General features: G+C 60.6%; 13 protein-coding genes. 8 read left to right on the top strand and 5 right to left on the bottom strand.

The genetic code is table 11. The features are described 5' to 3' along the window. Positions 1-104: 104 nt before the first annotated feature. From creD to blrA, 4 genes are all read right to left on the bottom strand, one after another. Positions 105-1,460: a cell envelope integrity protein CreD gene (gene creD / locus G5306_RS15910; protein ID WP_421313136.1), complete on the bottom strand. Its 1,356-nt coding sequence runs from the start codon at positions 1,458-1,460 to the stop codon at positions 105-107. A gap of 120 nt (positions 1,461-1,580) precedes the next feature. Continuing rightward, on the bottom strand, positions 1,581-2,375 hold the full coding sequence (gene blaOXA / locus G5306_RS15905; RefSeq protein ID WP_421313135.1) for an OXA-12 family class D beta-lactamase: 795 nt from the start codon (positions 2,373-2,375) through the stop codon (positions 1,581-1,583). 80 nt (positions 2,376-2,455) lie between these two features. Further along, positions 2,456-3,877: a beta-lactam sensor histidine kinase BlrB gene (gene blrB, locus G5306_RS15900; RefSeq protein WP_421313133.1), complete on the bottom strand. Its 1,422-nt coding sequence runs from the start codon at positions 3,875-3,877 to the stop codon at positions 2,456-2,458. After that, a complete protein-coding gene (gene blrA / locus G5306_RS15895) occupies positions 3,874-4,548 on the bottom strand; it encodes a two-component system response regulator CreB (RefSeq protein WP_204419943.1) in 675 nt (224 codons plus the stop codon). The genes blrB and blrA overlap by 4 nt, the downstream gene beginning before the upstream one ends. 122 nt (positions 4,549-4,670) lie before the next feature. Between blrA and G5306_RS15890 the strand changes: the two genes are divergently transcribed. Then, positions 4,671-5,444: a DeoR/GlpR family DNA-binding transcription regulator gene (locus G5306_RS15890; protein ID WP_005355851.1), complete on the top strand. Its 774-nt coding sequence runs from the start codon at positions 4,671-4,673 to the stop codon at positions 5,442-5,444. Between the two features lie 56 nt (positions 5,445-5,500). Further along, the gene (gene glmS, locus G5306_RS15885) at positions 5,501-7,333 is read left to right on the top strand and encodes a glutamine--fructose-6-phosphate transaminase (isomerizing) (protein ID WP_421313132.1); all 1,833 of its coding nucleotides are present in this window, start codon (positions 5,501-5,503) and stop codon (positions 7,331-7,333) included. A 59-nt stretch (positions 7,334-7,392) separates the two neighbouring features. Here the strand turns inward: glmS and G5306_RS15880 are convergent, their stop codons facing one another. Further along, complete coding sequence (locus tag G5306_RS15880) at positions 7,393-8,169, bottom strand: helix-turn-helix transcriptional regulator (protein ID WP_227341671.1); 777 nt, start codon at positions 8,167-8,169, stop codon at positions 7,393-7,395. Positions 8,170-8,379: 210 nt separating this feature from the next. Here G5306_RS15880 and G5306_RS15875 point away from each other — a divergent pair, with 210 nt between their 5' ends. From G5306_RS15875 to G5306_RS15850, 6 genes are read left to right on the top strand one after another with little or no spacing between them, the layout of a single operon-like run. Continuing rightward, on the top strand, positions 8,380-9,141 hold the full coding sequence (locus G5306_RS15875; protein WP_005357258.1) for a DUF3450 domain-containing protein: 762 nt from the start codon (positions 8,380-8,382) through the stop codon (positions 9,139-9,141). Further along, positions 9,138-10,442: a MotA/TolQ/ExbB proton channel family protein gene (locus tag G5306_RS15870; protein ID WP_421313131.1), complete on the top strand. Its 1,305-nt coding sequence runs from the start codon at positions 9,138-9,140 to the stop codon at positions 10,440-10,442. The genes G5306_RS15875 and G5306_RS15870 overlap by 4 nt, the downstream gene beginning before the upstream one ends. Then, entirely contained in the window at positions 10,439-10,969 is a 531-nt protein-coding gene (locus G5306_RS15865) for a MotA/TolQ/ExbB proton channel family protein (protein ID WP_042037184.1), read from the top strand. The genes G5306_RS15870 and G5306_RS15865 overlap by 4 nt, the downstream gene beginning before the upstream one ends. Then, the gene (locus tag G5306_RS15860; RefSeq protein WP_005339369.1) at positions 10,966-11,367 is read left to right on the top strand and encodes an ExbD/TolR family protein; all 402 of its coding nucleotides are present in this window, start codon (positions 10,966-10,968) and stop codon (positions 11,365-11,367) included. The genes G5306_RS15865 and G5306_RS15860 overlap by 4 nt, the downstream gene beginning before the upstream one ends. Further along, positions 11,364-12,026 (top strand): energy transducer TonB, encoded by a 663-nt coding sequence (locus G5306_RS15855; protein ID WP_005339371.1) that lies wholly within the window; start codon positions 11,364-11,366, stop codon positions 12,024-12,026. Before G5306_RS15860 ends, G5306_RS15855 begins: the two co-directional genes overlap by 4 nt. Before the next feature lie 2 nt (positions 12,027-12,028). Further along, the gene (locus tag G5306_RS15850) at positions 12,029-13,207 is read left to right on the top strand and encodes a hypothetical protein (RefSeq protein WP_421313130.1); all 1,179 of its coding nucleotides are present in this window, start codon (positions 12,029-12,031) and stop codon (positions 13,205-13,207) included. Positions 13,208-13,529 lie beyond the last annotated feature (322 nt).

The raw sequence follows: 13,529 nt of genomic DNA, 5'->3' as shown, positions 1-13,529 counted from the left end.
TGCTAGGAAATTGGCGGACAAAGGCCCAGCCGGTTCCGCTGTTTTCGAGAAGAACCGACTGAAGCCTTTGTTGTCTAGGTCAGAGATTGACGGAGGTTGTGCCCTCAGTCGTCATTGTCATGTCCGGCTGGGCGGGATTCGACACTCTGTTGCCCCATCACCTGATACCAGTCGAGCTTGCGGGTCAGCATCATGATCAGCGTCAGGGTGGCGAACAAGAGCAGGGCACCGAGCAGCAGGGCGATCTCTTCGGCCTGCAGCAGGCTGTAGAGGATGGCATAGACCAGCCCGAGCAGCGCCGCGAAGCCGATCCCCTGCTTCGGGCCGCCCAGCACATGGCTCAGATAGAAGCCGTTGAGCAGCACGCTGGCCAGCGCGGCCACCAGATAGGCCCAGCCAAAACCGAGGTGTTCGGTCAGCGCCAGCAGCACCAGATAGAAGATGGCCAGCCCCATGCCTACCAGCGCGTACTGGATCGGGTGAACCCGCAGCTCCTTGAGCAGCTCGAACATGAAGAAGCTGATAAAGGTGAGACCGATGAAGAGCAGAGCATACTTGGCCGCCCGTTCGTTGAGCTGATAGTGATCCACCGGCTGCACCAGACTGACGCTGAAGGTGGAGAGATGGCTATCGCCCCCGTTCATCATCCGGTTGAAGCGGGTCTCCATGTCGCTGGCGAACCAGCTGGTTTGCCAGTTGGCCTCAAACCCTTGTGGGCTCAGGGTGCGACTGCCCGGCAGAAAGTCGCCGATAAAGTTGGGATGGGGCCAGTTGCCCGCCAGCTGCAGGGTGCTCTCCTTGCCCAGCGGGACTATGTCGAGGGCGTTCATCCCCTGTAGATTGAGCTCCAGATGGAAGGTGCCATCCTGCTGCGGCAGGCTGTCGATCGGGGCATGGATACCCGCGAGCGCATCACCGAGGCGGGCGCCGGGGGCAAACGGGATCCGCTGTGTGCCGAGTTGCAGTTCGGGGACGCTGTTGATACCGCGGGCATCGGAGAGCACCAGGCTCAGGTAGGGTTTGCCCGCCACCAGCTCGGCCGTTTCACCGAGCGGTGAGGTCGCGTCATTCAGCAAACTCTGCCGGGTGGGCAGGCGGCCGGATAGGGTGAGGCGGGTCTGGTAGACCTGCGCCTGATAGATGCCCAGCTTGCGCGGGGTGACCTCCATGTTGGCCTTGATATCCAACTGCTCCGGCAGCAGGTAGCGGTAGATCTGCTCCTGACGGACGAAGCGCTTGCCCTCCTGCTCGACCGTCACCGAACGGGTATAGGGCTGTACGATAATGGGCCCCATCAGCCGTTGCGGGCCGCTGCTGCTGGCCATGATGCTGTGAATGGCCTGACTGCGGTAAGCCTGACGCTCCCGGTTCAGCTCCATGATGGATTGCACCGGCACCATCAACAGCAGGCTGAGCAACAGCAGCAGAAATATCTTGTGGGTGAATATCTGTTTGACCATGACACGTCTCCTTGTTGGATGGAGTGAGTCTGCCGGCCGGACGTGAAGGGGGGATGGGCTTGTGTGAAGTGGTGGTGAAGGGGGATAAAAAAACCGGCATTGCGCCGGTTTCTGGAGGAATTACAGGGTCTTCAGCTTCCCGGGCAATGCGGCCAGCACCTCTTCTTTCGCCTTGATAGAGGCGAACTGCTTGCCTGGCTTTTGCACCACGGTATGGACGAAGATCAGTTGCTTGCCCGGTTTGCTGGCCCAGCCGACGAACCAGCCGATCTGCTGATCGCGGTTGAGGCTGCCATCCAGCTTCTTCGGGTAGCCCATGCCGGTTTTGCCGTGGATCTGCCAGCCGTCGATTTCGCTCACCTTGAGGATATTGGCGGTGTACTGCAGGGTCTGCGCCGAGACCGGCAGCTTGCCGCTCACCATCTTGCCGAGGAAGCGGGCCTGCTCCTCCGGACTGATGGCGAGGCTGGAGCTGAGCCAAGCCTGGGTCAGGCCGTCATGTTTGCCCGGATTGCCGGAGAGATCCCGATTGCCGTAGTCGAAGCGGTCGACATATTGCTGGAAGCGCTCCATCCCCAGCCATTCGGTGATCTGCTGGGAGAACCAGACCACCGAGTAGGTTTCCCAGCGGCGCGGGGTGGTGGTTTCACGCCAGGCGGGCAGCCAGCCATCGTAGTTCGGCTTGTAGGGCAGTGCCGGATGCTCTTCATCCACCAGATAGCCACTGTCGTAACCCATCAGCGCCAACGGGATCTTGAAGGTGGACGCGGGCGGCAGCTGGCTGGAGCAGTCCCCTTCGCTGGAGAGGGTCTGGCCGTTGCCGTCAGCATAGAGAAAGCAGCCGCTGGCGGCGGAGGCAGGCAGGGCTGCGAGCAGACCGGCAGCCAGCAGGCTGGAGAGAAGCAGGCGGGACATAGCATTTCCTTGAGCAAATGGATGAGAGAAAGCGGCAGTCTAATGCCGCTTTGTGTGGGGAATGTGAAGTTGCGGGGGGACTAGGCGAACGGCAGCCAGAGTTCCGCCAGCGCGCCTCCCTCCGGCTGGTTGCTCAGGGTCAGACGACCGCCATGCTGGTGGGCGACTTCATGGGCGAAGCTGAGCCCCAGACCACTGCTCTTGCCCTTGTTCGGGCGCGGCAGGGAGTAGAAGCGCTCGAAGATGCGCGGCAGGGCGTAGTCGGGAATGCCGGGGCCGCTGTCGGTGACCCGAAAACAGTAGCCCTCCTCCTGCTGGCTGCCGCTCAGGGTGACTTGCCCGTTGGCGGGAGAGAAGTCGATGGCGTTATCCAGCAGGTTGCCGATGGCCTGCTCCACCAGCAGCGGATCCCACTTCTGTTTCGGCGCGCTGGCCAGCTCGGCCACCAACTCGACCTGACGACGCTGGGCGATGATCTGGCGGGCGTCGAGGGTGCGCTTGCCCAGTTTCGCTGGCTCCACCGACTGGCGATCCAGCCCCTGCCCCGACTCCAGCCGCGCGAGTTGCAGCATTCGCTCGATCAGCTGCTGCATGCGGGCGGTTTCCAGATTGATGTTGCCGATAAAGCGTTTGGCAACTTCGGGGGGCGGCGTTTCGGCCAAAATCTCCCCTGCCCCGCGAATGGCGGCCAGCGGGCTCTTCAGCTCGTGGGTCAGGCTGTGCACATAGGCTTCGATGTAGCTTTTGCCATCGAGCTGGTGGCGCATGGTCTCCAGCGAGCGGCCGAGCCGATCCAGCTCGACGGTGTGCAGCCGTGGCAGCGGTGCCGCCTCCCCCTTGCTGACCGAGTCGGCGTAGTGCACCAGCTTGCCGATGGCGCGGTTTAGCCACCACACCAGCAGGCTGCCGATCAGCAGCGAGATGAGCAGCATCTGGCCGCCGGCCCGCAGCAGCTCCTGTTCCCCCCGTTCGATGGCTGGCATCAGGGTGCGATTGGGTTTGGCGACGGTGAGGGAGCCGATGATCTCGGCCCCTTCCCGCAGCGGCGCCGCCACATACATGGTCGAGCTGGCGGCATCGTCGGGATCGGTGCGGGTGCTGCGGGCGCCATACTGGCCGCGCAGGGTGCGGTAGACATCGTTCCAGCGGGAATAGTCCTTGCCCAGATCCGTGCCGTCGGAGTCGTAAATCACCATACCCTTCTGGTCAGTGACATAGATGCGGTACTCCGCCTGCTGCTTGAGGTGGCCATCGATCATCGCATTGATGGGATTCTGGTTGAGGCGGGCGAAGGCACTGGCCAACCGCCCGTTCATCATATTGCCCTCTTTCAGATCATCGAGGGCGAGCGGCGCCAGCAGCTGGGTCATGTCTACCAGAGTATCTTCGGTGGCGCTGCGCACCCCGGGTTTTATCTCCTCGACGAAGATCTCCAGCACGAACCAGGCGGCCAGCGCGAAGATCAGCAGCAGGCCGCACAGCAGTTGCAACCCGAGTCTCATGCCAGCTCCAGGCTGTAGCCCAGCCCGCGGTGGGTGAGGATCAGGTTGGCTTCTGCATCATGTTCGCGCAGCTTGGCGCGGATGGTCTTGATGTGGGTATCGACGGTGCGATCCAGACTCTCCTCCGCATCCTGCCACACCAGATCCATCAGCTGTTGGCGGGAGTAGACCCGGCCCGGCGCCTGCATCAAGGTCTTGAGCAGCAGATATTCGTAGCGGGTGAGGGCCAGCGGTTGGCCGCGAAAATGGATGCGGGCCCGTTCCTCATCCAGCACCAGCAGGGCGCTGGGCTGGGGGGCGACGGGCTGGCTGCGGCGCAGGATGACCCGCACCCGGGCACACACTTCCCGTGGCGAGAAGGGTTTGGCCACATAGTCGTCGGCACCGATCTCCAGCCCGATCAGCCGGTCTATCTCCTCGCTGCGGGCGGTGAGGAACATCAGGGGAATATCGGTCAGCGCTCTCACCTGCTTGCAGAGTTCGAAGCCGCTGATGTCGGGCAGCCCCACATCGAGGATCAGGAAGTCGGGTCGCGTCTGTTCCAGTCGTGTCAGCAACTGCTGGCCCAGCATGAACCACTCCACCTCGAACCCGTCGGTCTGCAGGGCGTAAATCAGGGTGTCGGCGATGCTGGCCTCATCCTCCACCAGCCAGATGACTCTCTTTTGCATGGCATCCTCGTCGCAAATTGGCACCCCATTCTGGCATCGAACCAAATCGGATCCTATTTGCTGTTTTATTTTTCCGAAAAAGGGGCTAATATTTCGATGTTCTTTCGAATCGAAACTTAAAAATGACCAAACGTAATACTCAACAACGCCGACACACCATAGTGACCCTGGTACAAGAGCAGGGTGAAGTGAGCGTCGACGCCCTCGCCAAACACTTTTCTACCTCCGAAGTGACCATCCGTAAAGATCTGGCGGTACTGGAGACCGGCGGTCTGTTGCTGCGCCGTTACGGTGGTGCTGTCCCTTTGCCGAGCGAGATGGTGGTCGAGGTCAACCCTGAACAAGTTTCGAACCGAAAGTTAGCCATTGCCCGTGCGGCGGCCGAGCGGCTGCGTGATCACAACCGCGTCATCATCGACAGCGGCAGCACCACCAGCGCCATGATCCCCATGCTGGGCAACAAGCGCGGCCTCATCGTGATGACCAACTCCCTCAATGTGGCCGGTGCCCTGCGCGAGCTGGAAAATGAGCCTACCCTGTTAATGACCGGTGGCACTTGGGACCCTCACTCCGAATCCTTCCAGGGGCAGGTGGCGGAACAGGTGCTGCGCTCCTACGACTTTGACCAGCTCTTTATCGGTGCCGACGGCATCGACCCGGAGCGTGGCACCACCACCTTCAACGAGCTGGTGGGCCTGTCGCGGGTTATGGCAGAGGTATCGCGGGAGGTCATTGTGATGGTCGAATCGGAAAAGATCGGCCGCAAGATCCCCAATCTCGAACTTCCCTGGTCGAGCATCCATACCCTGGTGACCGACGAGGGGCTGGCCAGCGAGGCCAGAGAACAGATTCAAGCCCAGGGGGTGACGCTTATCTGCGCCCCGGTCACTTGCTGACATCGAGCTCTGAACCATCCAACTGACTTTACGATTTGCATCTCAAGGAGAAGTGTATGTGTGGCATCGTCGGGGCTGTCGCCCAACGTGATGTGGCTGAAATTCTGGTAGAGGGCCTGCGCCGTCTGGAGTACCGCGGTTATGACTCCGCTGGTGTGGCCGTGTTCAGCGCCAACCAGCCGTTGCAGCGGGTTCGCCGTCTGGGCAAGGTGGCCGAGCTGGCCAAGGCGCTCGACGAGCAGTTCGTTCACGGTGGTACCGGCATCGCCCATACCCGCTGGGCCACTCACGGCGAGCCCTCCGAGCGCAACGCCCATCCCCACGTTTCCGAGCATATCGTGGTGGTGCACAACGGCATCATCGAGAACCACGAAGAGCTGCGGGAAGAGTTGAAGGCGCTGGGTTATGTGTTCAGCTCCGACACTGACACCGAAGTGATTGCCCATCTGGTCCATCACGAGCTGAAGAGCGCCGGTAGCCTGCTGGCCGCCATGCAGACTGCGGTGAAGCAGCTGCGCGGTGCCTACGGTACCGTGGTGATGGACAGCCGCGACGACAGCCGCGTGGTGGTGGCCCGCTCCGGTTCACCGCTGGTGATCGGCCGCGGTATCGGCGAGAACTTTATCGCCTCCGACCAGATGGCGCTGCTGCCGGTGACCCGTCGTTTCATCTTCCTGGAAGAGGGTGATGTGGCCGAAGTGACCCGCCGTGACGTGCACATCTTCGATACCAACGGCAACGCCGTGGTGCGTGAAGAGCAGGAGTCCGAACTCTCCCACGATGCCGGTGACAAGGGTGAATACCGTCACTACATGCTCAAAGAGATCCACGAGCAACCCAAAGCGATCACCAACACCCTGGAAGGGCGTCTGGGCAGCGATCACGTGGTGGTCGAATCGTTCGGCAACGGTGCGCGCGCCATCTTTGACAAGGTGGAGCACGTGCAGATCGTCGCCTGCGGCACCTCCTACCACTCCGGCATGGTGGCTCGCTACTGGTTCGAAGAGATCGCTGGCGTCTCCTGCGATGTGGAGATTGCCTCCGAGTTCCGCTATCGCAAATCGGTAGTGCGTCCCAACAGCCTGCTGGTGACCCTCTCCCAGAGTGGCGAGACCGCCGATACCCTGGCGGCGCTGCGTCTGGCCAAGGAATCCGGCTACATGAGCTCGCTGGCTATCTGCAACGTGCCGGGCTCCTCGCTGGTGCGTGAATCGGATCTGGCCTTTATGACCCGCGCGGGGGCAGAGATTGGTGTGGCCTCCACCAAGGCGTTCACCACCCAGTTGGCTGGCCTGCTGATGCTGGTGGCCTCGGTCGGTCACTGCCGTGGCCACCTTAGCGCGTCCGCCGAGGCTGAACTGGTCAAGGCGCTGCAAGCCCTGCCGCTGCGTATTAAAGAGAGTCTGGCGCTGGCCAAGGATATCGAAACCCTGGCCGAAGAGTTTGCCGACAAGCAGCACAGCCTGTTCCTCGGCCGCGGCAGCCAGTACCCCATCGCCATGGAGGGGGCGCTCAAGCTCAAAGAGATCTCCTACATCCACGCCGAAGCCTACGCCGCTGGCGAGCTGAAGCACGGCCCGCTGGCGCTGATCGATGCCGAGATGCCCATCATTGTGGTGGCGCCGAACAACGATCTGCTGGAGAAGCTCAAGTCCAACGTGGAAGAGGTGCGCGCCCGTGGCGGTATCCTCTACGTGTTCGCCGATGCCGACACCGGCTTCAAGAGCGACGAGACCATGCGGGTCATGAACCTCAACCATGTGGAAGAGGTGATCGCCCCCATCGTCTATACCGTGCCGCTGCAGCTGCTCTCCTACCACGTCGCCCTGATCAAGGGCACTGACGTCGACCAGCCGCGCAACCTGGCAAAATCGGTGACTGTTGAGTAAGTCACTTTCTGAAATGAAAAAGAGCCGCTATTGCGGCTCTTTTTGTTTCGGCTGAGGGGTTACGACAGCCGCAGGTTGGTGATGGTGACCTCATCGAGGGAGGGCACTATGATGCCGCTGGTGATCCCCTTGGCGATGGCCTGGCTGCGGTTCTTCGAGTCGGTCTTGTTGGTCACCTGGGTCAGGTGAAAGTTGACCGTCCGCTCGCTGATGCCGAGGATAGTGGCGATCTCCCAGGAGGTTTTGCCCTCGCTGGCCCAGAACAGGCACTCCTTCTCCCGATCCGACAGTTCGGTCAGGTACTTCATCAGGTCAGGCCGGCTTTTGATCAGTTGCAGCGCGGAGTTGAAGATGTAGCTGGCGCAAAACGACAGCAGGGGAACGTTTTCAAACATCAGATCGGTGTTGGATTTGTCCTTGGTGATGAATGAGAGGATGCCGTGCTCTCCCTGCGGGGTGTGCAGCGGGAAGGAGACGCCGTTGCGCACCCCGAAATCGGCAGCCAGATTCATCACATCGCGGCTGGCGCTGGGCAGCCAGGGCGAGTCGCAGTCGAGCTTGTTCCAGAAGATAGGCTGGGTCTGTTTCAGCCCCAGATAGACCACCGGATCCTGGGTCAGATACTGGTTTTCGCTGTAGGCGTCAAACCAGCTGGTCGGACAGTTGTTGAACAGTGCCACGTGGGATTTCTGCATGCTGATGGGGAAAATAATCAACAGCCGGAAGTAATCAAAGCCCATTTGATGACTGAAGCGTTCCAGTTGTTGCTGGATATCGCTGGTTTTTGTTGCCTTGGTGAACTTGTCGATATGTTCCCAGATCGCATCGTTGAGCATGACTTTCTCCTTTTTCGATCTCTATCACACTGATCGAAAAGATTTTTTCTCGTTATTTATATTTGTGCGGTGGCTATTGGCGCCACTTATTCCGTGCGTGTCTAAAAATTATCCTGTTTTTGTGCATAAAGGCCAAGAAAATCCTCTCGTTGCCAGTCCGCCCTGCATTTGAGATAATGATAATAGTTATCATTAGTAAGATGTATTTCAATGAACAAATTATGGGGTGTGGCCCTGCTGCCACTGTCAGTCCACTTTGCTGCCATCGGGGATGAGCTGGTTGCTCCCGCCCTCAAGAACAGCATAGCTGCCGGGAAAGCCTCCCAGCAGCGGGTGGAAAAAGCCGCCGATGCCGCTGTTGCCGCACGACTGGAGCTGCAAAATGCCCAGCTGCAACTGCGTGACCTCGAAGCCTACAACCGCTACATGCAATCTCTGGTGGCCGATCAGCAAAATGAGCTGGGTAAATTGAGCCAGCAGCTGGAAGCGGTGCAAGAGACCCGTCAGGGCTTGATCCCGCTGATGTTGCAGATGCAGGCAGATCTGGAACAGCTGGTGCAAAACGACATCCCGCTGCGCAAGGAAGATCGGCTGGCGCGGGTTGAACAGTTGAAAGCGACCCTGGCTCGCGCAGACGTTAGCGAGGCAGAGAAATTCCGTCAGTTGCTGCAGGCCTATCAGATTGAAGCCGAGTACGGCAGCCGGATGGACAGCTATTCCGCCGAGCTGGAGCTGGATGGTGCTCCGCGTCGGGTCGATGTGCTGGCGCTGGGTCGGGTCTCCCTGCTGGCGATGACTGCCGATCGCAGTCAGGCATGGCGCTGGTCTGCCGAGGCGAAGCAGTGGCAAGCCCTCGATAGCCAGTGGCTCTCCCCCATCGCCGAGGCGATGGATGTGGCCGCCGACAAGAAAGTTCCCCAGTTGCTCAATGTCCCCCTCTCTGTCAGCCGTAGTCAGGAGGCCCAATCATGAGAGTCACCATGAAGTGGTTCCCCCTCCTTATTGCCCTATCCTGTGCTGCCAACGCCGCTGTCGCCGATGAGTGGCAGCAGCAGGAACAGGCTCGCGAACAGCAGGCTCAACAAGATCTGGCATCTGTTTCCAAAGAGCTGAACAGTGCCCGCGCCAAATTGGCCGAGGCCCAGCGCCTGAGCAAGGAGCTGGCCGGCAAGTTCGCCAGCAACGAGAAGCAGCTGGTCGAGCTTAACGCCCGGTGGGAGCAAGCCTCCGGCGATATGAACGAGATCTTCGCGGTCACCCGTCAGGGCGCCAGCGATGCGGTCAAGCTGCTGAGCGAATCCGCCGTCGAGGGCCAGTACCCGGAGCGTCTCGCCCCGCTGAAAGCCATGGCACAGGATAAACAGGTGCCGGATCGTGCCGCTCTCGCCCTGCTGCCCGCCACGCTGCTGCAGGAGATCCGCGAATCTGGCCGGATTGCCCAGTTCAACGGCAAGGTGCTCGATGCCCAGGGGGCTGCCAGCGAGCAGTCGCTGACCCGGGTTGGCAGTTTTGCCCTGCTGGGGAGCGAAGGCTTCCTGCAACCGACCGCCGAAGGCTTGAGCCCGGTACTGGGTCTGCCCGGTAGTGTGCTCTCTGCCGTTGCGGCTTATCAGGGTCAGGAAGGGGAAGCGCTGCCGCTGGATCCTTCTCATGGCACTCTGCTGGCGATGCTGGCACTGGCACCCACCTTCTGGCAGCAGGTACAGCAAGGTGGTCAGGTCGGCGCCATTATCGTGCTGCTGGCCGCTATCGGTTTGGGAATTGCTGCGGTACGGCTGTGGAGTCTCTCCCGCGAACTTACTCTGGTGCGCCGCCAGCTCAAGAGCGGCGAGTATCACGCCGACAACGCCCTCGGCCGGGTGCTGACGGTAGCAGACAAACACCCCGAGCTGAGCATGGAGACCCTCGAGCTGCGTCTTGATGAGGCGATCCTGCAGGAGACTCCTCGTATGGAGCGCGGTATCGGCATGGTCAAGGTAATCGCGGCCATCGCCCCCATGCTGGGTCTGCTCGGTACCGTAACCGGGATGATCGGCACCTTCCAGGCCATCACCCAGTTTGGTACCGGCGATCCCAAGATCATGGCGGGCGGCATCTCCATGGCGCTGGTCACCACGGTACAGGGTCTGGTTGCGGCCATTCCGCTGATCCTGGCCCACAGCCTGCTGCAATCGCGCTTCACCGAGCTCTCCAATGTGCTGGAGCAGCAAGTAGCCGGCATTCTGGCTGAGCGCGCCGAGAGCAATAATGGCGGGATGGAGCGAGCAGCATGATGCTCGACATCTGGCAACAGCTGCAGAGTTTCATGGGCCGTGGCGGCCCTGTGCTCTGGGTCATTCTGGCCCTGCTAGTGCTGATGTGGATTTTGATGATCGAGCGGCTGCTCTACCTCAATCTGGGTTTTGGCCCCTTGCAGCAACAGCTGCTCGGCCGCTGGCAGGCTCGCCGCGAGCGCCACAGCTGGCACGCCCGGGCGATCCGCAGCCGCTGGCTGGCGCAGGCAGAGCTGGAACTGAACCGTCATCTGATCTTCATCCGCACCCTGGTGGTGCTCTGTCCCATGCTGGGGTTGCTGGGCACAGTGACCGGCATGATCGGCGTATTCGATGCGTTGGCTGCGGCCAACCGCTTTAACCCGGAGAGTATGGCGGGCGGGATCTCCCGCGCCACCATCCCCACCATGGCAGGCATGGTGGTGGCGCTCTCCGGTGTGTTGTTACTCAGTCGGCTCGAGAGTCAGGCCAAGCGTGCGCTGGCCAAGACCCGGGACGGCCTGCGAGAAGAGAAGGTAATGCAATGAGACGGCAATCCAAACGCCAGCGTGACGAAGTGCAGATCGACATGACCCCCATGCTGGATATCGTGTTCATCATGCTGATCTTCTTTATTGTCACCACCTCCTTCGTGCGCGAAGCCGGGCTAGAGGTACACAGACCTCAGGCCAGTCAGGCCAAGGCGCAGAAATCTTCCAGCATCATGCTGGCGATCGGGGCTCAGGGTCAGATCTTCCTCGACCGCAAGCAGATCGATGTGGAGCGGGTGCAGGCCACCATCGCCCGTCTGCTGGCGGAGCAACCCGATGCCAGTCTGGTGATCCAGGCCGACGAGCGGGTGCCCCACGGCAAGGTGGTGCGGGTGATGGATGAGGCCAAGGCGGCGGGTATCGCCAATATCGCCGTGGCGGTGGCGCCGAAATGAAATACAAGCTGATGAGCCTGGGGCTGGGGATTGCCCTCAGTCTGGGCATCCTGCTGTTTATGGCCACGCTGGTTGAACCGCCCCGGGGCGAGAAGGTGGCGAGCGAACAGAAGCCCATCGTCATCAATATGCAGAACGAGGTGACCGAGGTGCAGGTACGCGAGCGTCCGGTACCGCAGGAGCCCGAGCCTCTGCCAGAGCCTCCCGCTGCATTGGCCTCGACACCGCTGCCGATGCCTGCCGCGGCCCCTTTGGCGGCCGTTGAGCCGAGTCTGGATCTGGTCTCCAGCCTCAGCGCGGTGCAGGTCTATGCCCCCGGTGTGGCGACCAGTACCGCACCGGTATTGAGTGGCAACTACCACGGCCAGCAGCAGGGAGCGGGTATCGGCGCCGGTGACATGCTGATGCCGCTGCAACGGATCGAGCCGGTCTACCCCTATCGTGCCCAGCAGTCAGGGATCGAAGGATTCGTCACCCTGCGCTTTAGCGTGAATGCCGAAGGTGGCGTGCAGGATGTGGAAGTGGTCGAGGCCAAACCCAAGCGTCAGTTCGAGCGGGCGGCCATTCAGGCGATCAACAAGTGGCGCTATCAGCCGAGACCGGGCGCCACCGACAAGCTGGTGCAAGTCATCACGCTCAAATTCAAACTGGAGTCATAACTATGTTGCGGATCTGGATCTGTCTGCTGGCCCTGGTCGGCCAAGCCTGTCTGGCGATGGAGGTCAGCCCTCATTTCTCCCGTCAGCTTGAACCCGTGATGAAGCTCTATCAGTCCGGTCAGTGGCAACAAGCCCAGAGCAAGGCATCCGGCCTCAAGCCAAATAGCGATGCCGAGCGTGCCTGGCTGGCGCAGTTGCAAGCCTCGCTGGCGGCCAATCTGCAACAGACCGCCCAGGCGAGCCGTTATGTCGAACAGGCTCTTGCCTATAAAGAGTGGCCCGAGCAGCAACAGCTCCAGCTATTGCGGCTGCGCGGCGATATTCAGGCCCAGCAATCCAACTGGTCTGGTGCCATCGCCAGCTACAAGGCGGCACTGGCACTCAAACAAGACGATGGGCTGCGCCTGCGTCTGGCCGGCCTCTATTACCACAACAAACAGTATGGTGACGCTGCCAGCCAGAGCGAACAGTTGTTGAAGAAGGGTTGGCAGAAGCAGGCCGCCATCATTCGTCTCTCCGCCCTCACCGCCCAGCAACGTTATGGCGTGGCGGCCGATCAGGCGGCCGAGCTGATCCGTCACGAGCCGACAGAGAGCAAATGGTGGCAGCAGGCGGTATCGCTCAACCTCTCCGCCAAACGTGGGGATCAGGCGTTGGCATTGCTGCAAACTGCCATCGACAGAAAACTGATGGATGATGCGTCTGCCCGCAATCAGCTGATCCGCCTCTATGCCTGGCAAGGGCTGCCTTATCGTGGTGCCCGTCTGCTGGAAGCGGCCATGGCCAAGGGACAGATGAAGCAAAGTGCTGAAAACCGCCAACTGCTTGCCCAATTGTGGGAAGGTGCCCGGGAGTGGTCACAAGCAGTTGATAGCTGGCAGCAGCTGGCCAGCCAACATGGTCAGTCCAAAGCCGCCATGCGCGCCGCCGAACTGCTGCTGCAACAGGGCAAGACTGATGCTGCCATGACCCAGCTCGCTGCCATCAAGTCGGTGAAGGGCGAGCAAGGCAATCGCGCCAAAGCGTTGCTGGTGCAGGCACACCTTAATAAGGAGCAGTATGCCCAGGCGCTGGAACTGGCCCGTGAGCTGCAGCAACAGGATAACTGGCAGCAGAAGGCAACCAGCTGGGTCAACTATATCCGGGCACAAAGCGAAGAATTGAGCAAAAAAGCGGCGTAAAAGAGATGCCAAGGGGTTGTTTTGGGGCGTTCAGTTCGCTTTTTCAGCAAACGAACGCATTTTTGCAAAAAGCCCTTGTCATCCCGGCGCGGCTCCCTATAATGCGCCCCTACCAGCACGGCGGAACACGCCGAACTGATGAGCCAGCTTCCTAGTGAAGTGGGCGCCGAAAGAAAAGCGAAAACAATTGCTTGACTTTCGAGGTGAGAAGCGTAATATGCGCCTCCTCAACGCGACAAGCGTGACGCTCTTTAACAATTTGAATCAAGCAATCTGTGTGGGCACTCACAGCATCGAGCATCAAAAACAATTTTTGATTTTC

Origin of the sequence: Aeromonas sp. 603404 (assembly GCF_049171775.1) — a bacterium.
GTDB lineage: Bacteria > Pseudomonadota > Gammaproteobacteria > Enterobacterales > Aeromonadaceae > Aeromonas > Aeromonas veronii_A.
Note: the sequence above shows the minus strand (reverse complement) of the source record. Positions and strands in the feature narration are given on the sequence as shown.